Source organism: Tardiphaga sp. P9-11, from assembly GCF_008329525.1.
Classification (GTDB): Bacteria; Pseudomonadota; Alphaproteobacteria; order Rhizobiales; family Xanthobacteraceae; genus Tardiphaga.
The window spans coordinates 500,017-524,630 of sequence record NZ_NPKQ01000003.1; the positions used below are offsets into that span (position 1 = coordinate 500,017).

A 24,614-nucleotide genomic window follows, 5' to 3' on the forward strand; every position below is an offset into this window, starting at 1 on the left:
GGAGCGGCTGAGTGACCGGCGCCGAAAACGGCGGGGCCGAACCCGGAATCTTGACATCGGAGTCTCCGGCAGCGCCAGGCCATATCGGGATTCCGGGTTCGCCTGCGCTGCGCGCACGCACCCGGAATGACGGCGGGTTATTCGCCACGTCAACCGCCCGGCGAGGCCCAAACATCCAACCTGCATGGCTCCCATTCAAGACGCCGCACTTCTGGCATGGCATCGCATGCGCCATATATCTCCCACCGCCCCGCCCGCCTGAAAGCCTTCATGCCCTCATCGTCCGAACACGCCGCACGCGACTCCGGTCCCGGCGGCTGGCTGATTTTTTCCTTTGCCGTCGCCTGCGGCGTCACCGTCGCCAATATCTATTACGCGCAGCCGCTGGTGGGACAGATCAGCGAGAGCTTCGGGCTCGACCTGTCGTCCGCCGGCATCATGCTCACTATGGTGATGTTCGGCTATGTGCTCGGGCTGCTGTTTCTCGTGCCGCTCGGTGATCTCGTCGAAAACAAGCGGCTGATCCTGATCACGCTGGGCTGCTTGATCGTGAGCCTGCTGATCGCGGCCGCCGCACCCACCGCAAGTATCTTCATCGCCTCGACATTGCTGCTCGGCGTCGCCGCCGTGGGCACGCAGATGATCCTGCCTGTCGTGGCGCATCTCGCGCCCGAGCGCATTCGCGGCCAGATCGTCGGCACCGTGATGAGCGGGCTGTTGTTCGGCATCCTGCTGTCACGGCCACTGGCCACCATGGTAGCCGGCTCGTTCGGCTGGCGCGCCGTGTTCGTAATGTCCGCGGTGCTGATGTGCGGCGTGTTCGCACTGATGGTGGTCGCGCTGCCGCGTCGGCAACCGAAGCATGAATTGACTTATACGACGCTGATCCACTCGCTGTGGGACCTGATGCTGACCACGCGGGTGCTGCAACAGCGCTCGGCCTATCAATGCCTGCTCTACGGGTCCTTCAGCCTGTTCTGGACGGCGATGCCGCTGGTGCTGGACCAGCCGCCATTTTCGTTCGGCCATATCGCCATGTCTGCCTTCCTGCTGTCCGGTGCCGGCGGCGCGCTGGTGGCGCCGCTTGCGGGACGCCTCGCCGATCGCGGCCGCGGCGATCTCGTGACCGTCACGGCCATGCTGCTGGTGCTGGTGAGTTTTGTCCTGACCTGGATCGGCGGCCACACCGGCGGCGCGACGGCCGTGACGCTGTTCGTGATCGCAGGCATCCTGATCGATGCCGGCACACAGGGTAATGTCGTGGCCGGACAGCGCGCGATCTACGCCCTCGCCGGCCATATCCGCAGCCGGCTCAACGCGCTGTTTCTCGCTTGCGCGTTTTTCGGCGGCGCGGTCGGTTCGGGCTTCAGCGGGTTCGCGGTGGCATCAGGCGGCACGTCGATGATCGCGATCATCGGCATCTGCGCATCGCTGGTGGCGCTCGCGTTATTCGGGCTGGAAGTGGCGAGCCGCAAGCAGGCTGGTTAGGGCGCGAGAAATCTGCCCGACTTGATGCGCTTCGTTTCATCGACCGGCTTGTTGTAGATATAGGTCCAGGCTTCGCTGGTGCTGCCATCGGCGAGCGTCACAGCGATCCGCTCGCGCAGATAAAGCGTCGGCTGCGGATGATCCGGGCCGACGCTCTCATAGTCATCGAGCGCGGCCATCAGTTCATCCGGCTTGCGCAGCCGAAACAGCTCGCCGAACACGATGTCATTCGCATCGTCGGAATACAGCAAGCCCGGATAATGCGCGACCATGTACAGCTTGCCGCGGCACGAGGCTTCGCCGAGAAAATCCGCACCGGATGACAGCAGTTTCGACATCGGATGATCGAAGCCGCGCATCAGTGTGCCATAGACAAAAACAAGATCAGGCATGACGTCAGCTAAGCTTTCTCGGCCAGCGCTGCGGCGATATCGTCGCCGGCAGAGACAACATTGATGCTGATATCCATGCCGAGAAACGCATCGGCCGAGCCCATATAGGTGCCGTGCAGCGGCACCGCCTGGCGCGGATCGCGCGCCACGGCGACGCGAATGAGATCCTTGCTGCCGATGATGCCGTTGGTCGGATCGAATTCGATCCAGCCCGCGGCCGGCAGATAGACCTGCACCCAGGCATGCGTCGAACCACCGCCCACATAATTGTGCTCGCGGTCGCCATGGATGAACAGATAGCCCGACACGAACCGCGCGGCGATGCCAAGCCGGCGCAGCGCCTCGATCATGAACAGCGCGAAATCGCGGCAGGTGCCGGACTTGGTCTGCAGCGTATCCAGCGGATGCTGCGTGCCGTGTTCATAGCGCTTGCGATAGGCGAACTGCTTGCGGATGCCGAGCGTCATGCCGGAGAGAATGTTGAAGGTCGGCGTGCGGCCCTGCGGATCGAGAAACCCGCGCGCCCATGCGGCGAGTTCGCCATCGGGATCGCCATATTGCGGGCGGATGAACTCCTGCAGATCCGGCAGTTCCTCGGCGTCATACAGGAACGGATAGAAATAGGCCTTGTCGTCCGCCGTCAGCGCGAACTCGTCCGACGGCAGATGCTCGATGGTCGCGGTGGATACGAAGGTCAGTTTGCGCGCGTGCTCGTCGAAGGTCGCAATCGCCACCGAATTGCCAAACACGTCATGGATCCAGCGCAACGACAGCGGCTCCGGCGTGATCTCGAGCTTGCCATCGAGCATGCGCAGATCGTGGCCATCGCGCGGCCGCAGCATGATCCGGTGTTCGCCGAACGCGACGGGATGCGCGTAGCGATATTCGGTCTTGTGATGAATCGTGAGCAGGGGCATCAATGGATCGTTCATGCGTGATTTGTCCCGAGTAATTTATACGGAAGAATCTTTTGCGGAAGGCCGGGATGCCGCATCGTTAGGCAGATTTGGGAAAAAGCCTTGGACAGCCATCAGGACACAGTTCTACGCCTCGGGCCAGAGGAGGTTCCTCCGGTACTGGAGCTCAACAGCCGGGGAACGTCCCCTTTTCTCCTGACCTGCGATCACTACGGCCGGTTGATTCCCGACATGCTCGGCGATCTCGGCCTGCCCGAGAGTGAGCTGACACGGCATATCGCCTGGGATATCGGCATCGCCGGCGTCACCGAGCAGATGGCCAGGGCGCTGAACGCGCATCTCGTGGCGCAGCGTTATTCACGGCTGGTGATCGACTGCAACCGGCCGCCGGACGCAGTGAGTTCGATTCCGCTGATCAGCGAAGCGACCACGGTGCCGGGCAATGACGGCCTCACGCAGGACAACAAAGCGCGCCGGCGCGAACTGATCTTCGATCCGTATCATCGGCGCATCGATGAGGTGATCGATGCCAGGCTGGCGAGCGGCCAGCCGACAGTGCTGGTGTCGCTGCATAGCTTTACGCCGGTCTATGCCGGCATTCCCCGGCCCTGGCATATCGGCACGCTGTATCAGCGCGACACCAGACTGCCGCCGCTGTTGCTGCATCATCTGCGTGCCGAAGCCGATCTGGTGGTGGGCGACAACGAACCCTATGCGGTGTCGGATGCGACCGACTACACGATCCCCGTCCATGGCGAGAAGCGCGGGCTGATGAACACAGGCATCGAGATCCGGCAGGACCTGATCACCGACCCGGGCGGCCAGACCGAATGGGCGGAGCGGCTCACGCGCATCTTCACCGAGATCGAGGCGACGCTGATCACGCCGCGCACGTCGCATCTGTAGGCTTTGATGCCGCCGTAGCTGCCAATGCATCTGCGCGGCATGAGGTGCCTAGCCGTGCGTCCCGATGAAATAAGCCACCGCCACAAATCCCGCTGCGACCGCCCACAGGAAATAGGCCGCACCACCACCGGGACGCAGTGTCGAATCGGACGGATTGTCGGGATTGACGAAGACCTTCACCGCGTCGCCGTTCTTGTAGTCCATTCCGAACAGCCGCAACTGCCATGGCGGCGGATTCGGATTGCTGGTGCTCAGGCTTCCGGCGGACCCGATATAGGCGACGTGCTTGAAACGATAATTGTACTGCACGTTCCGGGTCTGCATCACCGCCCCGCTGCGACCGCTGTCGCTATCCCGACTCACATAGGTCTCGGGCGCTCCCAGTTTGACGATGCCGGGCACCACCGGCCACTTCCGCGCCAGCGACGCCTGCCGGTGTAGCGCCAGCCCGAACAAGGCAACGAGGAAGCCGAACCCGCAAAGCGCCGTCACAATCGGGGACACTTTCGGATCGGCAAGATGTGCGGCAATGAGTTCGTTAATGCGGGCGGCGCCAAAGACGCCGCCGACCACGATCACCAGCACGATGATGGCAGCGATGCCAAGGCAGCCGCCAATGCCCTTCGGCATCTCGCGATCGAGTACGGCATCGCGCGGATGTCGCGGGTTGTAATAGACCATCACCGCGGTGCCAACCGGATAGCGGGCGATCGTCTCGGCGACTTCAAAGTTGCCGCGGTTCTCGCCGATCTCGACGCGGTTGTTCGTGAGTTTCTGTCCGCTGACGGTGTATTCGTAAACGATATTCGCGAAGTTGCGCTGCTCGGTGCGCTTGCGCTCCTCGCGCGTGTCGTCGAGCACCTCGACGTTACGCACTTCGGACGTCGAGACGATCACCTTGCCGAAGGTGGATGGCCAGTCGCTGGCGGCGCGGACCTGCAGATATTTATAGCCGGCGGCGACCAGGATCAGGCCGAACGGCGCCAGCAACATTGCATAGACGAACCAGGGAATGTCGGGCACGGCGGATCCTTGCGGCACGAACGCCGGCGGCGCCCTCAGATCGTTGGACGTGCGGACGCGGCGTAAGGTTCAGCGGGCTCGCGTCAGCGCCAGCCAGACACCGCCGCCGATCATGAAGCCGCCGGAGATGCGCGATAGCAAACGCGTCCGCCGCGCCGAGAAGAATTGTCGCGCGCGGCCAGCCGCCACGGCATAGACCATGTCCGTCAGTGCCGCCGTCACCATGAAAGTCGCGCCAAGGATCGCAACCTGAACGATATGGTTCTTTTCCATGTCGACGAATTGCGGAATGAAGGCGCCGAAGAACACCAGCACCTTCGGATTGCTCAGCAGCACCATCATGCCCTGCAGGAAGAACCCGCCGCGGGGCGGCGCCGGCGGCGTATCCGCGTCGATGCCCTCGACCGGCGCGCGGACCATCTTGATGCCGAGCCACACCAGATAGGCAGCGCCGGCAAAGCGCACCCAGTCAAACCAGTAGCCCATGGTGGCCATCAGTGTCGCAAGCCCGAGCGCGACGATGCCGATCACCACGGCAAGCCCTGCTTGCGTGCCGGCAATGCTGATCATCGCCGCGCGCGTGCCGTAACGCAGCCCGTTGGCGATCACCAGCGTGACGTTCGGGCCGGGGAGCAGCGCCAGCGCGATGCAGGCAGCGACAAAGGCGAGATAGACCTGAAGCGACATGGCGTTTCTCTCACGAGGCGGCTTGTTGGTTGGCGCAGCCTAGCCCACGCAGCAGGGTAAACAAAGGCACCGCTTGACATGCAACCATTTGGTTGCCTATTATCCTGACATGGATGAGGTCTTCAAGGCACTGGCCGACGCGTCGCGGCGCTCATTGCTGGACCGGCTTCATGCAAAGAACGGCCAGACGCTGAACGAGCTCTGCGACGGACTGGAGATGTCACGGCAAGCCGTGACCAAGCACCTTGCAATTCTGGAAGCGGCCAATCTCGTCGCCACCATCAGGCATGGCCGCGAGAAACTGCATTACATCAATCCCGTCCCGATCCACGAGATCGGCGAGCGGTGGATCAGAAAATTCGAGCGCGGCAAGCTCGCCGCCCTCAGCGAGTTAAAACGACAGTTGGAGACGCGTGATGAGTAAGCCGGAATTTGTTTACGTCACTTTCATCGAGACCACGCCTGACAAGCTTTGGCAGGCACTGACGAACGGCGACTTCACCGAGCGCTACTGGTTCGGTTACCGCCTCGATAGCGACTGGAAAGTCGGTTCGCCGATGACGCTCGGCAAGGGTGGCGTGGTGATGGATGAATGCGTGATCCTGGAATCCGATCCACCGCGCCGGATCTCATATAGCTGGCATCCGATCTATGACGACGACATGGCCAGGGAGAAGCCGTCTCGCGTCACGCTCGATCTCGAACCGCGCGGCAAGGTGGTCAAACTCACCGTCACACATCAGGACTTTGCGGAGCAGAGCAAAGTGTTGCCGAGCATCTCCGGTGGCTGGCCGATGGTGTTCGCCAGCCTGAAGACCTTCCTCGAAACCGGGCAACCACTGTCGCTCGACCCGACGAGCGAAACGTAAGGAGTAGCCGATGGATATCAGCACGTTCAAACCCGCGTTCGTCTACACGATTTATATCGCCTCCACACCGGAGAAAGTTTGGCAGGCGCTGACCTCGGCGGAATTCAGCCGGCAGTATTTTTCCGGCTTTGCCGTGGAGCTTGAGGAGAAAGTCGGCGGCACGTTCAGGGTGCTGATGCCGGACGGATCACTGCATATCTCAGGCGAGGTGATTATCTGCGATCCGCCGCGCAAACTTGTCATCACCTGGGACGTCAACTGGCCGGGACTTATCGAGGCGCTGGGCTCCACGCTGGTGAGTTACGACATCGAGCCAACCGGCGAAGCTGTGAAGCTGACACTGACGCAATCGCATGATCGCGAACTCAGCGACGACATCCTGTCGGGCGGACGCGCAGGCTGGCCGGCGATCCTGTCGAGCCTGAAGAGTTTGCTGGAAACGGGCAAGGTCCCCGCGATCCAGATGGAGCCGCCGCTGAAACTGCTGGCGGCACTGAAGGAGATGGGGATCAAAATGCCGGGGATGTGAGTGGCGACGTGCGCCGGTCGTGCGCTCCCTCTCCCCGCCTAGCGAAGCTTCGCTTCGCACGGGGGCGGGGAGAGGTTAAGAACTACCCCAGCGCCCGCAACTCCCGCCTGAGCACCTTGCCCGTTGCCGTCATCGGCAGGCTCTCCGCAAACTGCACGTAGCGCGGATATTCGTGCGCAGCGAGTTGCGACTTCACAAAGTCCTGCAGCTCGCGCGCCAGTTTGTCACTCGGTTCAAAGCCCGGGCGCAGCACGATCCACGCCTTCACGGCTTCGGTACGGATCGGATCGGGAATGCCGACCACTGCCGACAGCGCCACCGCCGGATGTTTCAGCAGTGTGTGCTCGATCTCCGACGGGCCGATGCGATAGCCGGCGGAGGTGATCACGTCGTCTTCGCGCGACACATACCAGAAGTAACCGTCGTCATCCTGGATGCCGAGATCGCCGGTGAGCAAGAATTCGCCCGCGAATTTCTTTGCGGTGCCTTCGGGGTTCTGCCAGTAGCCGAGCATGGTGCAGGGATTGGGCTGGCGCACGCCCACAATCCCGCGCTCTCCACGCGGCAGCTCCTCGCCCTGCTCGTTGACGATGCGCACATCGAAGCCCGGCGTCGGCTTGCCCATCGATCCCGGCCTGATCGGAAACAGATCGGCATTGTTGCCGACCACGAGATTGCACTCGGTCTGTCCGTAGATCTCATGAGCGTCGATGCCGAACGTGTTGCGCACCCAGTCCAGCAATTCGGCGCCGAGCGACTCCCCGCCGGTGAGCATGCTGCGCAGCTTCACGCCATCATGTTTGACGTTTGCCTGGCGCATCAGCTTCAGCGCCGTCGGCGGCAAGAACACGTTGCGTATCTTGTGATCGGCCATCAGCTGCATCGCCGCCTCCGGCTCGAATTTCCTGGCGCGATAGCCGACGATGGGCACGCCATGATACCAGGCCGGGAACAGCGCATCGAACAGTCCGCCGATCCAGGCCCAGTCCGCCGGCGTCCAGTAGACATCGCCCGGTTTCGGGAAGAAGCCGTGTACCATCTCCACATTGGGCAGATGACCGAGCAGCACCCGATGCGCATGCAACGCGCCCTTGGGATTTCCTGTGGTGCCTGACGTGTAGATGATGATCGCGGGATCGTCGCAGGACGTATCGACCGTGGTGAAGTCTTCGGACGCCGCCTCGATTGCCGACCAGAACGGTTTGGCGCCGGCATGCGGTGCACTGTCCGTGACGTAGATATCTTGTAAATGAGGCAGCCGCTCGCGGATTTTCGACAACTTGTCCCAACCACTCGCGTCGGTGACGATGGCCTTGGCCCCGGAATTGGCAAGGCGGAATTCCAGCGCGTCCTCGCCGAACAGCGTGAACAGCGGCACCGAGACCAGACCCGAACGGAACGCGGCGAGATGCACGATCGGCAATTCCACCGATTGCGACAAAAACACCGCAATGCGGTCGCCGCGCTGCAGGCCATCTGCCTTCAGCACATTGGCGAAGCTGCGGGAGAAAGCCTGCATCTCGTCGAAGGAGAAACGATGCGTGCCGCGGTCCTCATCCACATAGATCAGCGCCAGCCGCCCACTGCCGTCGGCATGACGGTCGCAGGCCACCGTCGCGATGTTGAATCGCTCCGGCACATCCCAGCGGAAATTGCGGGCGAGCGTCTCATAATCCGTGGTTTCGACCAGCATGGCAGGCGGCTCCCTGCGGCCTCGCTTGCTTCTTCTCGTTATTCCAGGGGAGAAGTCTGAACGGCCGCAGTCCTATTCTTAAACGAGGAGTCGCGCCCGCCAAAGTGCCTTGAAATTCCCCGCTTGGCATGGTCTCAAGCACCCTATTCGGAACCCGGCGCTATCAGCGCCTTCGCAAGCTTAATCCGGCAGAAATTCCCATGGCACGCAGGTTTTCGGCCGCCTACCAGTCGGAACCCGTGTCCAGCCTGGCACTGTGGGCGCGGCGCCTCGCGGTTTTCGCCGCCATTGCCGCCCTCACCTCGATCATCATCGTTCGCTTCGGGTTCCTCGAAGTGAAACCAGCGCTGATGACCTTCTTTGGGGCATTGGGCTTTGCCGGCTTGTCGATCCTGGTCGCGCTCGCCGGCTTTGCCGCGATCTGGCAGAATGGCTCGCGCGGCATGAGCGTGATTCTGGTGGCGCTGATGCTCGACGCGGTGATCCTGGCCTATCCCGGTTACCTTGCGTACCAATACCGCAAGCTGCCGAAGATCCACGACATCACCACGGACCCGATCGACCCGCCGCGCTTTGAGGCGCTAGCACGGCTGCGTATCGGCGACGACACCAACTCCGCCGTCTATTCCGGCCTCTACTCCGCCGAACAGCAGCGCGCTGCCTATCCGGATATCGAGCCGGTCGAACTCGAAGTGCCGGTACAGCGTGCCTATGACGTGGCACGCGCGCTGGTCGACAAGCGCAAGTGGACGATCATCGACGAGCGTCCGCCGCAGCCGCCGCGCCGCATCGGCCGCATCGAGGCCGTGGCGCGGACGCCGATCATGGGCTTTCGCGAGGACGTCTCGATCCGAGTGGTGCCGGACGGCGAAGGTTCGCGCGTCGATATCCGCTCGTCGTCGCGCTATTTCGAAGGCGATCTCGGCAGCAACGCAGCACGCATCACCAAGCTGATCGACGATATCAATACCGCCGTCGACAGCGCGCCGGCGCCGAAGAAGGCGGCGACGCCGGCGAAGGCCGCTGTGAAGGGCGTGAAGAAGTAGGCCCTCGCCTCTCCGACCAGCCCTCACCCCCGCCCCCGTGCGAAGCGAAGCTTCGCTAGGCGGGGAGAGGTTAAGGAAGAGCGCTCAGCTCCGCGCCCGCTTCTCCACATTCGCGATCCGCTCGGGCACGCCGAACTCCTGCCGGCACACATCGGCCAGAACCGCGATGCCTTCGCGGATTTCATCATGCGTCGGGCTGGCAAAGCAGATCCGGATATGGCTGCCGGCATAGGCTTTATCGACGGACCATTCCGGACCCGGATTGATCGACACGCCGGCCTTCAGTGCGGCCTGATAGAGCTTCATCGCGTCGACATTGTCGGGCAGTTTGACCCACAGGAAGATGCCGCCTTTGGGATCGGCGAACTCCGCCGCCGTGCCGAACTGTTCGTTCAACGCGTCCATCAGGGTGTCCAGCTTGGCGCGCAGACCGCGCGTGGCTTTGGGCACATGGGTGGCGAAATGCGGCACGCAATATTCGGCCAGCACCATCTGCTCCAGCGCGCCGGATCCGGCATCGGTCTTCAGCGCCAGCATGCGTGACATGATCTCCCAGGGCGCGACGATGTAGCCGACACGCAAGGCTGGTGCGATCGACTTCGAGAACGAACCGATATGGATCACGCTGCCGGTCTTATCCATCGCATGCAGCGCCGGGGGACGCTCGCCGCTCCAGATCAGGTCGGCATAGCAGTCGTCCTCGAAAATCGGGACGCAGTATCTGGCCGACAGTGCCAGCAATTCGCGGCGGCGACTCTCCGGCATGATGGTAGCGGTCGGATTCTGCACCGTCGGGATGGTGTAGATATATTTCGGACGGATGCCCTTGCTCTTCAGGTCTTCCAAGGCGGCGGCCAGCGCGTCCATCTGCATGCCGTCCTGATCCAGGGGAATGCCGACGATGTTGACGCCGAGCCGGGTCAGCCGATTGATCGAGCCCTGGTAGCAGTCGCGCTCGATGATGACGGTGTCGCCCTTGGCCAGGAGGCTGTGATTGACAAGATCGAGGGCCTGCAACGAGCCGGAGACGACCAGGATGTCATCGGCGGTACAATCGATGCTCGCATCGCGCTTCAGCTTGGATGCGATGAAATCGCGCAGCGGCAGATAACCTTGCGGGCCGCTCGCCAGACCGTAGGTTGCCAGCGTGCGTCCCTCGCGCAGCATCACAGCATTGGCGGCAGCGGTGAGGCCCTCCACCGGCACCTGGTCCATGTCATTATTCCCGCCGACGAAGCTGTATTTGGAAAGACCGGTCCATTTTGCCGCAGGTGCGGGCAGGCCCGGAGGCAGCAATGGCGCATAATCGAACCGTGTGGCGGTAGTCATGAACGTCGTCTCCCTGAAGCCTTCTCGTGGTGAAGGCCGTTTTTATGATGAAGGCCGCCTCGTTGGACCGCCCTCCGCGTGTATCGCGCCTTGAATGCCGGATTTACCCCTTTGCCCTCACGCGCCGCACCATTAGAGTGCCGCCGCAAAGATGAGCTTTTTCCGGCAGGTGCATGCACGACTTAATCCGCGATATCACGCTATGTATCCTGTTTGCGTGGGGCATCGGGCTCGTTGCGCATTTCACCCGGCAGCCGTTGATCCTTGCTTATCTGATCGCCGGCTTCATCATTGGGCCATTCGGCATCGGATGGGTCAAGTCGGACGAATCCATCAGCACGATCTCCGAACTCGGCCTGATCTTCATGCTGTTCATGATCGGTCTCGAGATCGACCTGAAGAAGATCATCCGCGCCGGCAAGGTCATTCTGTTTGCGGCCGGCGGCCAATTGATCGGCGGCTGCGTGCTGGGTGCCGCCTTCTTCATGGCACTCGGGCTCAAGCTCGGTGGCGGCGGGTTCGACGCGCTGTATCTCAGCGTCGCATGTGCGCTGTCCTCGACGGTGGTCATCGTCAAGGTGCTCTATGAGAAGCGCGAACTCGACACGCTGCCGGGCCGCATCACGCTCGGCATCCTGGTGCTGCAGGACATCTTCGCGATCCTGTTTCTGGCGGTGCAGCCGAGTCTCGCCGATCTGCAGGTCAGCGTCATCGCGCTGTCGATCGCCCGCGTCGGCGTGCTGGTGGCCACCGCGCTGATCCTGAGCCGCTATGTGCTACCGGCGCTATTCCACCAGATCGCACGGCGCCCGGAACTGGTACTTCTGGGCGCGCTGGCATGGTGCTTCCTGATCGGTGAGATCGCCGAGCGGCTGCATCTGTCCCGCGAAATGGGCTCGCTGGTGGCCGGCGTGTCGCTCTCGACCTTCCCCTACGCGCTCGACGTCACCGCCAAAGTGACGACGCTGCGGGACTTCTTCATCACGCTGTTCTTCGTCGCCGTCGGTATGACGATCCCGATCCCGACCGGATCGGTGATCGGACTGGCGCTGATCATCGCCGTGTTCACGGTGGTCAGCCGCATCCTCACGACCTTCACGCCGCTCTATCTGATGAAGCAGGGCCTGCGGGCCAGCCTGCTGCCGGCGCTCAATCTGGCGCAGATCAGCGAATTCTCGCTGGTGGTGCTCCAAACGGGCATCGCCGCCGGCCACATCACCACCCAGACATCGAGCGCCGCATCCTTTGCCTTTGTTATTCTCGCGGTGCTCTCGACCTTCACCATGATGCGTAGCGACCAGATCACCCGCATGCTGATCGGCCCGCTGAAGCGGATAGGACTGCGCGACCTCGATCATGGCCAGGGCGGCGAGGCCGACCATGCAGCCGGCCATGGCGACGCCCGCCGCATCGTCATTCTCGGCTTCTTTCGCACGGCCTCTGCCCTGCTCGCCGAGATCGAACGCCAGAACAAGGAGCTGCTCGACCAGATCAGCGTCGTCGACTTCAATCCGAACGTCTTCCGCACCCTGGTCGGGCGCGGCCAGCACGTGATCTATGGCGATATCAGCAATGTCGACACGCTGGTCCATGCCGGCGTCGGCAATGCCGAGATCATCATCCTCAGCGTACCGGACTCGCTGCTGAAGGGCGCGAACAACGAGAAGCTGGTCCGGCATGTCCGCTCGATCAACCCCTCCGCCAAGATCATCTCGACCGCGGACGTGCTCCGCGACGTGAGCGATATTTACGCGGCCGGCGCCGACTACGTCACCGTGCCCCGGCTCAGCGACGCCCATGCGCTGTACGAGGTGATCGAGGCCGCGGATCAGGGCCTGCTGGACGCCAAACGGGCCGAAACCGACGCGGAGCTGGCCGAACGGCGGGAAGTGCTGCCGTAGGGCCTATTCCGCACTGCGAACCCGCATACCGCCCCCCATTTCCGCGGGTTGCACCGCCCCCCGCTCTGCGCCATATGGACCTCACACAGAGCAAGCGTGCATCCGAGGCGAATCTTATGGCCGACCCGATTTCAGACGTTCTGCAAGCCTTTGCCGCCGGCGAAATGGTCGTGGTAACCGACGATGACGACCGCGAGGGCGAAGGCGACCTCATCGTCGCCGCGTCGTTCTGTACCGCCGAGAAGATGGCCTTCATCATCCGGCATACATCGGGCATCGTCTGCGCGCCGATCACCACCGAGGATGCGCGCCGGCTGCGGCTCGACCCGATGGTCGTCAACAACGATAGCAATCACACCACCGCCTTTACCGTCTCCATCGATTACAAGCCCGATAACGGTACCGGTATCTCGGCCGAAGAACGCGCCTCCTGCTGCCGCGCGCTAACGAATCCCAATGCCGGCGCCAACGACTTCGCGCGCCCGGGCCATATCTTCCCGCTGATCGCCAAGGACGGTGGCGTATTGATGCGCTCCGGCCATACCGAAGCCGCCGTCGATCTCTGCAAGATGGCCAATCTGTCGCCAGTCGGCGTCATCAGCGAATTGATGAATGACGACGGCTCGGTGATGAAGGGCCAGCAAGTCGTCGATTTCGCTGCCAAGCATAAATTGAAGCATGTCACCATCGCCGACATGATCGCCTATCGGCAGGCGCGCGAGAAGCTGATCGAGCGCGTCTCGACCTTCACCACCGAAAGCCCGATCGGCACGCTGCAGGGCTATTCCTACCGCTCGCCCTTCGACCCCATCCACCATGTTGCCTTCGTTTACGGCAGCGTCGGCGACGGCAAGAATGTACTGACGCGCTTCCACAAGCCGAACATCGTCCGCGACATGTTCAGCGGCCCGGCGAAGATGAATGTCGTGCTGGAGCGCTTCAAGAAAAACGGCAGCGGCGTTCTCGTATACCTGCGCGATGGCGCTGCAGGTGTTCCCGTCGAGCCGCTGGCCACGCCGAAATCAGCCGAAGCCGACCGCAACCGGCAGTGGCGTGAAATCGGTGTCGGTGCACAGATCCTGCGCGATCTGGGCGTTACCTCGATCCGTCACCTGACCTCGACGACCCATGACTACAAGGGACTGTCGGGTTTCGGCATCGAGATCGCCTGCAACGAACAGCTTGATGGCTAGAGGTCGAAGACCTAAAATGCCGCATTCCATATAGGCCAAGGTCACCTCTTGCGGCGATGGCCTATGTGAGACGTAGATGCGCAGGCAAGGAAACCAAAAAGCCTGCGCACTAATCAGCCACGATATGAAAGGGATTTCGATGAGCGTTGCCCCCAAGGGTAAGGACAAGCCTGCTGCGAATTTTCAGTGGGACGATGCGTTCGTGCTCGATAGCCAGCTCACCGAAGACGAGCGCATGATCCGCGACACCGCGCGCGCTTACGCCCAGGACAAGCTGCTGCCGCGCGTCAACGACGCTTATCTCAACGAGCATACCGACCGCGAAATCTTCAACGAGATGGGCGAGCTCGGCCTGATCGGCATCACGCTGCCGGAAGATTACGGCTGCGCCAATGCCAGCTATGTCGCCTACGGCCTCGTGGCCCGTGAAATCGAGCGCGTCGACTCCGGCTATCGCTCGATGAATTCGGTGCAGTCGTCGCTGGTGATGTATCCGATCTACGCTTACGGCAGCGAAGAGCAGCGCAAGAAGTACCTGCCCAAGCTCGCCACCGGCGAATGGGTCGGCTGCTTCGGCCTCACCGAGCCCGATGCCGGCTCCGATCCCGGCGGCATGAAGACCCGCGCCGAAAAGGTCAGCGATGGCTACAAGCTGTCGGGCTCCAAGATGTGGATCTCCAACGCCCCGATCGCCGACGTGTTCGTGGTGTGGGCGAAGTCCGCCGCCCATGACAACCAGATCCGTGGCTTCATCCTCGAGAAGGGCATGAAGGGCCTCTCGGCGCCGAAGATCGGCGGCAAGCTCTCCTTGCGCGCCTCGATCACCGGCGAGATCGTGATGGACGGCGTGATCGTTCCGGAAGAGAATCTGCTGCCCAACGTGTCGGGCCTGAAGGGTCCGTTCGGCTGCCTCAACCGCGCCCGTTACGGCATCTCCTGGGGCGTGCTCGGCGCCGCCGAGGACTGCATGGCCCGCGCCCGCCAGTACACGCTGGACCGCAAGCAATTCAACCGCCCGCTCGCTGCCACCCAATTGGTGCAGAAGAAGCTCGCCGACATGCTGACCGAAATCTCGCTGGGCTTGCAGGGCAGCTTGCGCGTCGGCCGCCTGATGGACGAAGGCAATTTCCATCCGGACATGATCTCGGTGGTGAAGCGCAACAATTGCGGCAAGTCGCTCGACATCGCCCGCATGGCCCGCGACATGCACGGCGGCAACGGCATCCAGGCCGAATACCACGTGATGCGCCATGCGCAGAACCTGGAAACCGTGAACACCTATGAGGGCACGCACGACGTCCACGCGCTGATCCTCGGCCGCGCCATCACGGGCATCCAGGCGTTCGGCTAAGCCGCTCGCGCTTTAAATCAACCGCTTCGAAATGCCCGGCCTCGCGCCGGGCATTTTTCGTTTGCGGGCTTCAAAACCGGGCGGGTTGACGCTCGCCCTTTCATGTATCATCATAAGTTACATGAGACGAGACAACCGCCTTTCCGCCACGCTGCACGCGCTGCTGCACATGGCCGAGCAGAACCGCCCGATGACCTCGGCCGAACTGGCCATGTGCATGACCACCAATGCCGTGGTCGTCCGCCGCACCATGGCTGGGCTGCGAGACGTTGGTCTGGTGCGTTCCGAAAAGGGCCATGGCGGCGGCTGGGAGATCGCGCGCGACCTCTCAAGCGTGACGCTGAAGGACATCTATGACGCGCTGGGCAAGCCCAGCCTGATGGCCATGGGCATTCATCTGGAAAGCCCGACCTGCCTCGTCGAACAGGCTGTCAATCACTCGCTCACATCGGCCTTCGCGGAAGCGGAGGCAGTCCTGATCGGCCGCCTTGCGGACGTCACGCTGGCGCAGCTCGCCGCGGATTTTCACGCGCGGGCAGAGGATCATCGCAGCAAAATTCAGATCAAGATTTCAAGGAAAACAAAATGAGTTTCGATGCCATCGTCATCGGCGGCAGCTATGCCGGCCTCTCCGCGGCGCTGCAATTGGCGCGTGCGCGCCGCAAGGTGCTGATCATGGATTCCGGCCTGCGCCGTAATCGCTTCGCTGAGCACTCGCACGGCTTTCTCGGTCAGGACGGCCGCACCCCCGGCGCGATTGCTGCGGACGCACGCGCGCAACTGATGGCCTATCCCACTGTCGAATGGGTCGATGCGACAGCCACGGATGGCTCGGGTGAGATGAACGATTTCACCGTCAGTGCGGAGAGCGGCGAGTGCTATCAGGCCCGGCGCATCATCCTCGCCGCCGGCGTGGTCGATGCACTGCCGGATCTCCCCGGTCTCGCCGAGCGCTGGGGCAAGCACGTGTTTCACTGTCCGTATTGCCACGGCTACGAACTCGATCAGGGCCGCATCGGTGTGCTGGCGTCGTCGGAGATGTCGATGCATCACGCCTTGATGCTGCCGGACTGGGGATCGACCACGCTGTTCCTCAACGGAGCGTTCACGCCGGACGCGGACCAGCTCATGCAACTGATGCAGCGCGGCGTCACCGTCGAGCGCGAACCGATCAGGCAGCTCTCCGGCGCATCCATCGATATCGAACTCACGGATGGTCGCATCATTCCGCTCGATGGCATGTTCACGTTGACGCGCACCAGCCTGGCGTCGCCGCTCGGCACACAGCTAGGCTGCGCCGTGGAAGACGGCCCGATGGGACCGTTCCTGCAGACCGACATGTTCAAGGAAACCACCGTCTCCGGCGTGTTCGCCTGCGGTGACATGGCGCGCGCGACCGGCTCCGTCGCGCTTGCGGTGGGCGACGGCGCCATGGCCGGGGTCGGCGCGCACCGGTCGCTGATGTTTGGCCCCGGTCATGCTTAGGGTCTGCGACGCCCGACGCTTCCAGCGCATGGCTGGCGCGAGTTAGCGCTGTTTGATTTCCCCGGTCATGTTGCTAGTCATTCGAAGCAATACCGAGAACATGCTGGGAAGGACCGACCATGAGCGACCAGAACAACAACGCCAATGACGACGTCCCGTTCAATCGCGATTATCCGCTGAAGGCTGGCGTCGTCGATCAGGTCCGCCCAAACGTGCGCCGGGTTCTCTGCAACAACCCCTCGCCTTTCACCTTTACCGGCACCAACAGCTACATCGTGGGCACCGGCAAGGTCGCGATCATCGATCCCGGCCCGGCCAATGACGCCCATCTACAGGCGTTGCTCGATGCGGTGAAGGGCGAGACCGTGACGCATATTTTCGTCACCCACACCCATAGCGACCATTCGCCAAATACCGCGGCGCTCAAGGCCGCCACCGGGGCCACGGTCTATGCCGAAGGTCCGCACCGCGCCTCACGGCCGCGCTTCGAGAGCGAGAAACATTCGCCGGAGTCAGGCGCCGACCGCGACTTCCAGCCGGACGTGCTGGTCGCCGATGGCGACGTAATCGAAGGCGACGGCTGGGCGCTTGAAGGCGTGGCGACGCCGGGCCATACCGCCAACCACATGGCCTTCGCCTGGCGCGAGAAGAAGTATCTCTTTGTCGCGGATCACGTGATGGGCTGGTCGACCTCCATCGTAGCGCCGCCCGATGGCTCGATGATCGACTACATGGCCTCGCTGGACAAACTCGCGGCGCGCGACGAGGACCTGTATTTCTCCGGCCACGGCCCGGACATTCCCGATGCACAGCGCTATGTGCGATTTCTCATTCGCCACCGCCGCGCCCGCGAGGCCTCGATCCTGCATCGCCTCGGCAAGGGCGAAGCGGACATCCCGACCATCGTGCGCGCGATCTATATCGGCCTCGATCCGCGCCTGACCAATGCGGCCGGCTATTCGGTGCTGGCACATCTGGAAGATCTCGTCGCCCGCGGCCTCGTGCTGACATCAGGCGATCCAGTCATCGGCGGCAGCTATCGGATGGCGTAACGACCTCTCCCCGCACAATACGGGGAGAGTCAGCATTTGCAGCGCGGCTACGGCAGATTCACGATCTCGACCCAGTTCGGATTCTTGCCCACGGGTGTTTCGCCCAGCTTGGTCAGATTTCCCTTCGACTTGTCGATGGCATAGGCCGTCATGCTGTTCGATAGTTGCCCAACCGCCAGCAGATAGCGGCCCGACGGATCGATGTTGAATCCACGCGGCTGCTTTTCCGTAGCCGTGGAGCCAAGCGATGTCAGCGCGCCCGTCTTCGGATCGACACGGAAGGCGGCGATCGTGTTGCTGGTGCGCTCCGACGCATAGAGAAACTTGCCATCCGGCGTGAGGTGGATATCCGCGGCCCAGGGCTTTCCCTCAAAAGGCTTGCCGTCGAAGCCCTTGGGCAACGCAGAGGCAACCTGCGTTTCCTTCTTCAGCGTCCCGGTGGCAGCGTCCCATGGAAACACATAGATCGCGGCGTCGAGCTCGTTGATCAGATAGACGAACTTCTTGTCCGGCGAGAACACCAGATGGCGTGGCCCGCCCTTGGCCTTCACGCTCACGGTCGGCGGATCGTTCGGCGTCAGCTTTCCGGTCTTGGCGTCGAATTTCTGCTGATAGATGACATCGCCGCCGAGGCTCGTATGCAGCACATAGCGATTGGTGGGATCGACGATGATACAATGGGCGTTCGGCTCTGTGGCGACCACCTGCTGTGCCGCTGCGATCACGCCATTCGGCCCGATGGCATTCACCGCCACCTTGTTGCCGCCATAGGACGCGCTGAGCAGAAACCGCCCGGTGCGATCGACTGCGATATAGGCCATGGAATCCGCCAGCGGCCCGGGGCCGACCAGTTTCAGTTTTCCAGTTTTGGCATCGATATCGAAGGTCACCGCCGTATAGGGCTCGTTGCGCAGGCCAGCATAGAGCCGGTGCTTCTCGGGGCTGATGGCCAGCGGCAGCGAGCCGCCGGGCTTTGCCGGCCCCGGCACCGCCACCGTATCGATCGCAGCGAGATTGCCATTCGCCTTCAATTCGAGAACGCTGATGTTCTGGCTGTCAGCATTGCCGACATAAACATAGGTGGCGGCACTGGCCGATGACATGATGAGCCCTGTTGCTAGGGGAAGCGACACGATCGCCAGCAGCGCCTTTAAGCGGGCTCCGACATGCTTGAACGGCCAACGACGCGAAACGGAGCGAACCCGTGCGAGCATCAACGCCTCCCTGCCTCTTTTAATTGGAAGGGATGATGCTACCGCCTTCCGGAATAGGCAAGCTGCGCTGCGGCAAAGCCGGAACGCGAAATCAGAACCGCCCGGCCAGCGTCACGCGCAAGGCCAGCGGCTCGACCGGATGTAGCACGCGATCCATGATGCCGGTCTGGCACACGGCAGCAGGCGCTGTCGGCGCGCCGCCGCCTGCCGGGAAACACGCGGCGAACAGCGAATCCGTCTTCAGCAGTGAACCATAGGCATAGGTGATCTGGTCCGACTTGCTATCGAGGATGTTGAAGGCATCGAGCTGGATGCGCCAGCCATTGTCGAAGCGATAGCCGAGCTGGCCGTTCAGCAATCCCGTCGCCGGAGAAATAAACGCAGCGTCTTCCGTCAGCGGACGCGAACCGAAATAGCGATAGCGCAGCACGCCGAACCAGCCGGTCGTTTCGCCCAGCCGAATGCCGGCCGAGGCGATCATGTTGGGGGCGCCGGGAATGAAATTGCCGGGCGCGTTGCCGATCTGCGAGGCCGGATAGCCATCGAGCTCCGCATAGGCCGCCGCCTGATCGGCATTGCTGCCGCGAAAGCGCGTACGCGTCATCGCGAGATCGGCTTCGAGGCTCAACCATGACGTGGGCTTGTAGTCGTTGGTCCACTCGAAACCGACGCGGTGGCTGGGACGGCTCGGTTCAGTATCGCCAGCATCACCGACGAACAGGATTTCGGAGGCGGAATCCAGCATGAAGAAGGCGAGTGAACTGGTCAGGCCTGGCACGAGTTTCGTACGCAATCCGATCTCGGCGCCTTTGGTCTTCACCAGGAACGGCGAGCTACCCACCGGCGAACCATCGGACGGCGATTCCTTGATTGTCACGCCGCGCGCATCGTTGCTGTGGAACCCCTCGCCGGCATTCAGGAACAGCTCGGTCTTCGCAAAGGGACCAATTACCAGACCTGCCTTGGGGCTGCCGATGGTCGCCGTGGCGCTGCCGGAGTTCACCGGATTGAAGAACGAATTGACCGTGGTGTCGTAATAGTCGCCGCGCCAGCCGATATTGGTGCGCAGCCAGTCAGTCCAGAATGTGGTGTTCTGGACGAACACGCCGATACTGCCTTCCTTCACTCCATCGCTACGGGTAGTGGAGAGATATTGCCGCTTGATGGTGTTGCCGAGACTGACATTGATATCGTCGTAGCGGCTCTGGATGCCGACTTCGGTTTCGTTGCGGAGTGCTGCGATATTGTACTTGAATGTATGCGAGGCATTGATGCCGCCGAGCACGCGATCGTCATATTGGTGAAACTGGTCGCCATTGACCGGATCGCTCAAGAAGAACGTAAAGTTGTTCCACAGATTGAGCTTGCTCTTGATGACGTAGAAATCGAGCTTGGTCGCGCTGTCCATATCGGTCTGCCGGAGACGGCCGGACAGCGAGAAACGCTCCGAATTGCCCCCATCGCTCGGATCGAGCGCGCCATAGCGGCCAATCTCGCCGGAAGTGATCGCGCGCAGTGGCACCTGATCGGTGGAATTCCACTTGTTGCTATAGGCCATGCCGGTCAGCGACAGGCCGTTGTCGGCGGTGCCCTGGCTGTAGCGGATCACGCTATTGAGCTTCTGGAGCTTATCGGGATTGTCCCACGGGCCGTTATAGATATTGGCCTCGGCGGCCACCAGCAGCGTGCCTTTGCCGACTTTGCCCGACGTCACGCCGAAGGCCCGGTTGTAACCGAAACTGCCCGATGTGATCGACGCCATGGTGCGCGCGACGCTGTCGATCAGGCTGACATGAATCGCACCGACGGACGAGAAGTCGCCTTCATCGGCGAAATACGGTCCCTTGCGGACATTCACCGAACTGATCAGTTCGGGGATGAGGAAGTTGGCATCGGCATAACCCTGGCCGTGACCATGGGTGCGCATGTTCACCGGCATGCCGTCGATGGAGATGGCGAGATCGGTGCCGTGATCGAGATTTACGCCACGCAAGAAATACTGGTTGGCTTTGCCGTCACCGGAATGCTGGGTGATGATCAGACCCGGCGCCACCTCCAGCGCCTCGGCCGGACGCGACAGCGGCCGCGCATTGACGTCAGCGCCGCTGATCGTCTTTTCGCTTGCGGAGGCGGGCGGTGTTGGCTCTGCGCTGAACCCGGGCGTGACGCCTGCGCCGCCGGCCGCTGCCGTCGGCGCAGCGGCGCGGTGCGCGACCGGACGATTCGGCTCGGTCCCGCTGCGCGGTACACGTGGTTTGGCCGCAGGCCGCGGCGGCGCCTCGACTTCGACCGGCGACAGCACTGTCGTCGGCTGCGCAGCCGACGGCGTGACGGCTGCGAGCGAAGCCAGGGCGATTCCGGCCGATGAAAAGAGAGAGCGATGCATCGGTCAGTCGGCCGGGCTATGCTGGGTTCAACCGGAACACACTGACATGCCAAGTATGACAAAGTCAAAGATTCGTCATACTTCTTGAGAGGACCGATGCAGCGCATTACGATCACGCTCGACAACGACCTGATGGAAGAGCTGGACGCGATGATCGCCGAACACGGCTATCAGAACCGCTCCGAAGCGATCCGCGATTTCGCCCGCGCCGGCATGCAGCAGGCCGCCCAAGAGAAGGGCAAGGCCGGCGAATGCGTCGCCGCGCTGGTCTATGTCTATGATCACGCCCAGCGCGATCTCTCACGACGCCTGGTCGATACCTATCACCATCACCATGACCTCTCGCTGGCGACGCTGCATGTGCATCTCGACGGCGACAACTGCATGGAAGTCACGGCGCTGCGTGGCTCGGGCAGCGAGGTACAGCATTTCGCCGATCACATCATTGCGGAGCGCGGCGTGAAATATGGCCGCGTGGTGATGATGCCGACGGGGAAGAAGGCGGAAGGAAAGAAGAAGGGGCACAGCCACGGGTGATGTGGAGTTGCGCGACAAGCTGCGGGAATCCCTCCCCCTTGCGGGGAGGGTCGGCCGAGCGAGGCGATGCGCAAGCATCGACGAAGTGGAGGCCGGGGTGGGGGTAGCCCCACACTCAGGCCGGAGTTTGTGGCACCCCCACCCGACCGCGCTACGCGCGGCCACCCTCCCCGCAAGGGGGAGGGATAAGAGAGCGCGTCAATCCCAATCCGGCGCAAAACCCGGATTCACCAGACGCTGCGCCTTCGGCAGCGCCGCGATCGCCTTGCGGTCGTCGTCGTCCAGCGTCACCTTCAGCGCATCGAGATTGGCCTGCTGGCTTTCCTTGCGCGATGCCTTGGGGATCGCGGCAACGCCGTCCTGATCGAGCAGCCACTTCAGCGCTACCTGCGCCGCCGATACGCCGTGCTTGGCCGCGATGGTCTTCATCACATCGTTGTCCGCAAGCCGGCCCTGCCCGAGCGGGCAATAGGCCACCAGCGGGATCGACTTCGACCGCAGATAGGTCAGCAGCTTCGTCTGGTCGAGCAGCGCGTGATATTCGACCTGGTTGCAGGCGACCGGAGCGCCGATCTCCTCAACGGCCTGCTTCATCAACTTGACGGGAAAATTGGCGACTCCGATGGCGCGGACGCGCCCCTCGTCCTTCAGCTTGAGCAGCGTCTCGAAGATCGCCGGCAGGTCCATTCCCTTCGACGGCCAATGCACCAGATAGAGATCGACGACATCGAGCCCGAGCTTCTTCAGGCTAGTGTCGAAGGCGCGCTTGATGGCCTCCGGCGCGAGATTCTCGTGCCACACCTTGGTGGTGACATGCAGATCCTCGCGCGCGATGCCGGAGGCCTTGATGCCGGCCCCGACTTCGGCCTCGTTGCCATACATCTCGGCGGTGTCGATGTGGCGATAACCGAGCCCGATGGCGCTGGCCACACCGGTCACGCAACCCTCGCCCGTGAGCTTGAAAGTGCCAAGGCCGAGCTTCGGCACGCGAATGCCCTGGGTGTTCAAATTGTCCATGTCAATTCCTCAATATGGCGAAACCGCCCGAGACGACGGCGCCAGAAGTGTTTGATACGGTGCCAGCCTGCAACGATAAATTCAAATCAACGGGAGAGTTTCAGCACCATGGAAAAAGCACTGCGCGGATGGCTCGACTCCCACGGCCTGCTCGCCATCACTGCGGCGGTCCTCGGGATCATCAGCCTGCTGGCCATGACGCTGGTGCTTGGGGGCTTCTGGCTGGCCCGCTAAACAGCACACCCTCGCGATGTCGCTGATGGGCTTCTCGGTGTCGCTCATGGACTGGTGCCGATCCCCGAAATACGCCACACTCCGGGCCTGATCGCGACCCGGATTTTTCATGCGCTATTCGCTGACGTCCCTGCTGAAGCAGACCCTCACCGGCCATAAAGGCTGGACGCCACAATGGCGCGATGCTGCGCCCAAGGCTGAGTACGACATTATCATCGTCGGTGGTGGCGGCCACGGGCTGGCGACGGCCTATTACCTGGCGAAGGAATACGGCCTCAAGAATATTGCCGTGCTTGAGAAAAGCTGGATCGGGTCAGGCAATATCGGCCGCAACACCACCATCATCCGCTCCAACTATCTGCTCTCCGAGAATATCTCGCTCTATGAGCTGTCGCTGCAGCTGTGGGAAGGCCTCGAACAGGACTTCAACTACAACGCCATGGTGAGCCAGCGCGGCGTGCTGAACCTGTATCATTCCGACGGCCAGCGCGACGCCTATGCCCGGCGCGGCAACATGATGCGGCTGAACGGCGCCGACAGCGAATTGCTGGATCGCGAGGGTGTGCGAAAACTCTATCCGTTCCTGAATTTCGATGCGGCGCGTTTTCCGATCCAGGGCGGGCTGCTGCAGAAGCGCGGCGGCACCGTGCGCCACGATGCGGTGGCGTGGGGCTATGCGCGCGGCGCCAGCGATCGCGGCGTCGACGTGATCCAGAATTGCGAGGTGACGGGCATCGATATTGTCGATGGTCGCGCGGTGGGTGTGCAGACTTCGCGCGGCGCGATCAGGGCAAAGAAAATCGGCATCGCCGTTGCCGGCTCGTCGTCGCGCGTGGCAGCGCTGGCCGGGATGCGACTGCCGATCGAAAGCCATGTGCTGCAGGCCTTCGTCTCCGAAGGGCTGAAGCCGATCATCCCGGGGGTCATCACCTTCGGCGCCGGCCATTTTTATATCAGCCAGTCCGACAAGGGCGGACTGGTGTTTGGCGGCGATATCGACGGCTACAACTCCTATGCCCAGCGCGGCAACCTGCCCGTGGTCGAAGATGTCTGCGAGGGCGGCATGGCCCTGATGCCAGCGATCGGCCGGGCGCGGATGCTGCGCAATTGGGGCGGCCTCGTCGATATGTCGATGGACGGCTCGCCGATCATCGACCGCACCCACGTCAAAGGGCTCTATCTCAATGCCGGCTGGTGCTATGGCGGCTTCAAGGCGACGCCGGGCTCGGGCTTCGTCTTCGCACATCTGCTCGCAAAGGACGAGCCGCATCCCGCCGCCAATCGCCTGCTGCTGGGTCGCTTTCGCTCGGGCCATATCGTCGATGAAAAGGGCCAGGGCGCCCAACCGAACCTGCACTGAGGCCC

24 protein-coding genes are annotated in these 24,614 nt (G+C 62.5%); 15 read left to right on the forward strand and 9 right to left on the reverse strand.

The features are described 5' to 3' along the window. Window positions 1-270 precede the first annotated feature (270 nt). Window positions 271-1,488 (forward strand): MFS transporter, encoded by a 1,218-nt coding sequence (locus CIW50_RS15085; protein WP_149532027.1) that lies wholly within the window; start codon window positions 271-273, stop codon window positions 1,486-1,488. Here CIW50_RS15085 and CIW50_RS15090 read toward each other — a convergent pair. Both CIW50_RS15090 and CIW50_RS15095 read right to left on the reverse strand, forming a co-directional pair. Continuing rightward, window positions 1,485-1,880: a gamma-glutamylcyclotransferase family protein gene (locus CIW50_RS15090; RefSeq protein ID WP_149532028.1), complete on the reverse strand. Its 396-nt coding sequence runs from the start codon at window positions 1,878-1,880 to the stop codon at window positions 1,485-1,487. The genes CIW50_RS15085 and CIW50_RS15090 overlap by 4 nt on opposite strands. Before the next feature lie 8 nt (window positions 1,881-1,888). Continuing rightward, a complete protein-coding gene (locus CIW50_RS15095; RefSeq protein WP_149532113.1) occupies window positions 1,889-2,797 on the reverse strand; it encodes a transglutaminase family protein in 909 nt (302 codons plus the stop codon). A 102-nt stretch (window positions 2,798-2,899) separates the two neighbouring features. Between CIW50_RS15095 and CIW50_RS15100 the strand changes: the two genes are divergently transcribed. Continuing rightward, window positions 2,900-3,703, forward strand: coding sequence for an N-formylglutamate amidohydrolase (locus tag CIW50_RS15100; protein WP_149532029.1), 804 nt, complete (start codon window positions 2,900-2,902; stop codon window positions 3,701-3,703). A gap of 48 nt (window positions 3,704-3,751) precedes the next feature. Here the strand turns inward: CIW50_RS15100 and CIW50_RS15105 are convergent, their stop codons facing one another. Together CIW50_RS15105 and CIW50_RS15110 are read right to left on the reverse strand one after the other, a co-directional pair. After that, window positions 3,752-4,726 carry a DUF3592 domain-containing protein gene (locus tag CIW50_RS15105; RefSeq protein WP_246664278.1) on the reverse strand — a complete coding sequence of 325 codons (975 nt, stop codon included), beginning with the start codon at window positions 4,724-4,726 and terminating at the stop codon, window positions 3,752-3,754. 69 nt (window positions 4,727-4,795) lie between these two features. Then, a complete protein-coding gene (locus CIW50_RS15110) occupies window positions 4,796-5,413 on the reverse strand; it encodes a LysE family translocator (protein WP_149532030.1) in 618 nt (205 codons plus the stop codon). Window positions 5,414-5,522: 109 nt separating this feature from the next. Between CIW50_RS15110 and CIW50_RS15115 the strand changes: the two genes are divergently transcribed. Genes CIW50_RS15115 through CIW50_RS15125 form a run of 3 tightly spaced genes read left to right on the forward strand, consistent with a single transcriptional unit; the run spans window position 5,523 to window position 6,811 of the window. After that, window positions 5,523-5,837, forward strand: a complete 315-nt coding sequence (locus CIW50_RS15115) for an ArsR/SmtB family transcription factor (RefSeq protein WP_149532115.1) — start codon at window positions 5,523-5,525, stop codon at window positions 5,835-5,837. Further along, window positions 5,830-6,282: an SRPBCC family protein gene (locus tag CIW50_RS15120; RefSeq protein WP_149532031.1), complete on the forward strand. Its 453-nt coding sequence runs from the start codon at window positions 5,830-5,832 to the stop codon at window positions 6,280-6,282. The genes CIW50_RS15115 and CIW50_RS15120 overlap by 8 nt, the downstream gene beginning before the upstream one ends. A gap of 10 nt (window positions 6,283-6,292) precedes the next feature. Further along, window positions 6,293-6,811, forward strand: a complete 519-nt coding sequence (locus tag CIW50_RS15125; RefSeq protein WP_149532032.1) for an SRPBCC family protein — start codon at window positions 6,293-6,295, stop codon at window positions 6,809-6,811. An 82-nt stretch (window positions 6,812-6,893) separates the two neighbouring features. On the opposite strand, the gene CIW50_RS15130 is transcribed toward CIW50_RS15125, so the two are convergent. Beyond that, complete coding sequence (locus CIW50_RS15130; RefSeq protein ID WP_149532033.1) at window positions 6,894-8,504, reverse strand: acyl-CoA synthetase; 1,611 nt, start codon at window positions 8,502-8,504, stop codon at window positions 6,894-6,896. Between the two features lie 200 nt (window positions 8,505-8,704). Between CIW50_RS15130 and CIW50_RS15135 the strand changes: the two genes are divergently transcribed. Continuing rightward, window positions 8,705-9,550, forward strand: a complete 846-nt coding sequence (locus tag CIW50_RS15135; RefSeq protein WP_149532034.1) for a DUF1499 domain-containing protein — start codon at window positions 8,705-8,707, stop codon at window positions 9,548-9,550. 84 nt (window positions 9,551-9,634) lie between these two features. Here CIW50_RS15135 and CIW50_RS15140 read toward each other — a convergent pair whose 3' ends face one another. Continuing rightward, a complete protein-coding gene (locus tag CIW50_RS15140; RefSeq protein WP_149532035.1) occupies window positions 9,635-10,879 on the reverse strand; it encodes an aminotransferase-like domain-containing protein in 1,245 nt (414 codons plus the stop codon). A gap of 173 nt (window positions 10,880-11,052) precedes the next feature. Between CIW50_RS15140 and CIW50_RS15145 the strand changes: the two genes are divergently transcribed. The 6 genes from CIW50_RS15145 to CIW50_RS15170 all read left to right on the forward strand — a co-directional run bounded on the left by CIW50_RS15145 (window position 11,053) and on the right by CIW50_RS15170 (window position 17,861). Continuing rightward, window positions 11,053-12,780, forward strand: a complete 1,728-nt coding sequence (locus CIW50_RS15145; protein WP_149532036.1) for a cation:proton antiporter — start codon at window positions 11,053-11,055, stop codon at window positions 12,778-12,780. A gap of 116 nt (window positions 12,781-12,896) precedes the next feature. Next, window positions 12,897-13,973: a 3,4-dihydroxy-2-butanone-4-phosphate synthase gene (gene ribB / locus CIW50_RS15150; RefSeq protein WP_149532037.1), complete on the forward strand. Its 1,077-nt coding sequence runs from the start codon at window positions 12,897-12,899 to the stop codon at window positions 13,971-13,973. A 139-nt stretch (window positions 13,974-14,112) separates the two neighbouring features. Continuing rightward, on the forward strand, window positions 14,113-15,324 hold the full coding sequence (locus tag CIW50_RS15155; RefSeq protein WP_149532038.1) for an acyl-CoA dehydrogenase: 1,212 nt from the start codon (window positions 14,113-14,115) through the stop codon (window positions 15,322-15,324). Between the two features lie 121 nt (window positions 15,325-15,445). Further along, entirely contained in the window at window positions 15,446-15,913 is a 468-nt protein-coding gene (locus CIW50_RS15160) for an RrF2 family transcriptional regulator (protein WP_149532039.1), read from the forward strand. Beyond that, window positions 15,910-16,809 (forward strand): NAD(P)/FAD-dependent oxidoreductase, encoded by a 900-nt coding sequence (locus tag CIW50_RS15165; RefSeq protein WP_149532040.1) that lies wholly within the window; start codon window positions 15,910-15,912, stop codon window positions 16,807-16,809. Before CIW50_RS15160 ends, CIW50_RS15165 begins: the two co-directional genes overlap by 4 nt. A gap of 119 nt (window positions 16,810-16,928) precedes the next feature. Continuing rightward, window positions 16,929-17,861, forward strand: coding sequence for an MBL fold metallo-hydrolase (locus tag CIW50_RS15170; protein ID WP_149532041.1), 933 nt, complete (start codon window positions 16,929-16,931; stop codon window positions 17,859-17,861). 47 nt (window positions 17,862-17,908) lie between these two features. Here the strand turns inward: CIW50_RS15170 and CIW50_RS15175 are convergent, their stop codons facing one another. After that, entirely contained in the window at window positions 17,909-19,075 is a 1,167-nt protein-coding gene (locus CIW50_RS15175) for a lactonase family protein (protein WP_149532042.1), read from the reverse strand. A gap of 91 nt (window positions 19,076-19,166) precedes the next feature. Then, on the reverse strand, window positions 19,167-21,461 hold the full coding sequence (locus CIW50_RS15180; protein WP_149532043.1) for a TonB-dependent receptor: 2,295 nt from the start codon (window positions 21,459-21,461) through the stop codon (window positions 19,167-19,169). A 96-nt stretch (window positions 21,462-21,557) separates the two neighbouring features. Here CIW50_RS15180 and nikR point away from each other — a divergent pair, with 96 nt between their 5' ends. Beyond that, the gene (gene nikR, locus CIW50_RS15185; protein ID WP_149532044.1) at window positions 21,558-21,998 is read left to right on the forward strand and encodes a nickel-responsive transcriptional regulator NikR; all 441 of its coding nucleotides are present in this window, start codon (window positions 21,558-21,560) and stop codon (window positions 21,996-21,998) included. A gap of 198 nt (window positions 21,999-22,196) precedes the next feature. On the opposite strand, the gene CIW50_RS15190 is transcribed toward nikR, so the two are convergent. After that, a complete protein-coding gene (locus tag CIW50_RS15190) occupies window positions 22,197-23,015 on the reverse strand; it encodes an aldo/keto reductase (RefSeq protein WP_149532045.1) in 819 nt (272 codons plus the stop codon). A 108-nt stretch (window positions 23,016-23,123) separates the two neighbouring features. On the opposite strand from CIW50_RS15190, the gene CIW50_RS29755 reads away from it, so the two are divergent. Together CIW50_RS29755 and CIW50_RS15195 are read left to right on the forward strand one after the other, a co-directional pair. After that, a complete protein-coding gene (locus tag CIW50_RS29755; protein WP_283808840.1) occupies window positions 23,124-23,249 on the forward strand; it encodes a hypothetical protein in 126 nt (41 codons plus the stop codon). A gap of 109 nt (window positions 23,250-23,358) precedes the next feature. After that, entirely contained in the window at window positions 23,359-24,609 is a 1,251-nt protein-coding gene (locus tag CIW50_RS15195; RefSeq protein WP_149532046.1) for a sarcosine oxidase subunit beta family protein, read from the forward strand. The last annotated feature ends 5 nt before the right edge of the window (window positions 24,610-24,614 follow it).

Excerpts from the sequence above, each read along its gene's own strand:
- CIW50_RS15085 (WP_149532027.1), top strand. The coding sequence starts at position 271 with ATGCCCTCATCGTCCGAACACGCCGCACGCGACTCCGGTCCCGGCGGC.
- CIW50_RS15090 (WP_149532028.1), bottom strand. The coding sequence starts at position 1,880 with ATGCCTGATCTTGTTTTTGTCTATGGCACACTGATGCGCGGCTTCGAT.
- CIW50_RS15095 (WP_149532113.1), bottom strand. The coding sequence starts at position 2,797 with ATGCCCCTGCTCACGATTCATCACAAGACCGAATATCGCTACGCGCAT.
- CIW50_RS15110 (WP_149532030.1), bottom strand. The coding sequence starts at position 5,413 with ATGTCGCTTCAGGTCTATCTCGCCTTTGTCGCTGCCTGCATCGCGCTG.
- CIW50_RS15115 (WP_149532115.1), top strand. The coding sequence starts at position 5,523 with ATGGATGAGGTCTTCAAGGCACTGGCCGACGCGTCGCGGCGCTCATTG.
- CIW50_RS15120 (WP_149532031.1), top strand. The coding sequence starts at position 5,830 with ATGAGTAAGCCGGAATTTGTTTACGTCACTTTCATCGAGACCACGCCT.
- CIW50_RS15125 (WP_149532032.1), top strand. The coding sequence starts at position 6,293 with ATGGATATCAGCACGTTCAAACCCGCGTTCGTCTACACGATTTATATC.
- CIW50_RS15130 (WP_149532033.1), bottom strand. The coding sequence starts at position 8,504 with ATGCTGGTCGAAACCACGGATTATGAGACGCTCGCCCGCAATTTCCGC.
- CIW50_RS15135 (WP_149532034.1), top strand. The coding sequence starts at position 8,705 with ATGGCACGCAGGTTTTCGGCCGCCTACCAGTCGGAACCCGTGTCCAGC.
- CIW50_RS15140 (WP_149532035.1), bottom strand. The coding sequence starts at position 10,879 with ATGACTACCGCCACACGGTTCGATTATGCGCCATTGCTGCCTCCGGGC.
- CIW50_RS15145 (WP_149532036.1), top strand. The coding sequence starts at position 11,053 with ATGCACGACTTAATCCGCGATATCACGCTATGTATCCTGTTTGCGTGG.
- ribB (WP_149532037.1), top strand. The coding sequence starts at position 12,897 with ATGGCCGACCCGATTTCAGACGTTCTGCAAGCCTTTGCCGCCGGCGAA.
- CIW50_RS15155 (WP_149532038.1), top strand. The coding sequence starts at position 14,113 with ATGAGCGTTGCCCCCAAGGGTAAGGACAAGCCTGCTGCGAATTTTCAG.
- CIW50_RS15160 (WP_149532039.1), top strand. The coding sequence starts at position 15,446 with ATGAGACGAGACAACCGCCTTTCCGCCACGCTGCACGCGCTGCTGCAC.
- CIW50_RS15165 (WP_149532040.1), top strand. The coding sequence starts at position 15,910 with ATGAGTTTCGATGCCATCGTCATCGGCGGCAGCTATGCCGGCCTCTCC.
- CIW50_RS15170 (WP_149532041.1), top strand. The coding sequence starts at position 16,929 with ATGAGCGACCAGAACAACAACGCCAATGACGACGTCCCGTTCAATCGC.
- CIW50_RS15175 (WP_149532042.1), bottom strand. The coding sequence starts at position 19,075 with ATGCTCGCACGGGTTCGCTCCGTTTCGCGTCGTTGGCCGTTCAAGCAT.
- CIW50_RS15180 (WP_149532043.1), bottom strand. The coding sequence starts at position 21,461 with ATGCATCGCTCTCTCTTTTCATCGGCCGGAATCGCCCTGGCTTCGCTC.
- nikR (WP_149532044.1), top strand. The coding sequence starts at position 21,558 with ATGCAGCGCATTACGATCACGCTCGACAACGACCTGATGGAAGAGCTG.
- CIW50_RS15190 (WP_149532045.1), bottom strand. The coding sequence starts at position 23,015 with ATGGACAATTTGAACACCCAGGGCATTCGCGTGCCGAAGCTCGGCCTT.
- CIW50_RS29755 (WP_283808840.1), top strand. The coding sequence starts at position 23,124 with ATGGAAAAAGCACTGCGCGGATGGCTCGACTCCCACGGCCTGCTCGCC.
- CIW50_RS15195 (WP_149532046.1), top strand. The coding sequence starts at position 23,359 with ATGCGCTATTCGCTGACGTCCCTGCTGAAGCAGACCCTCACCGGCCAT.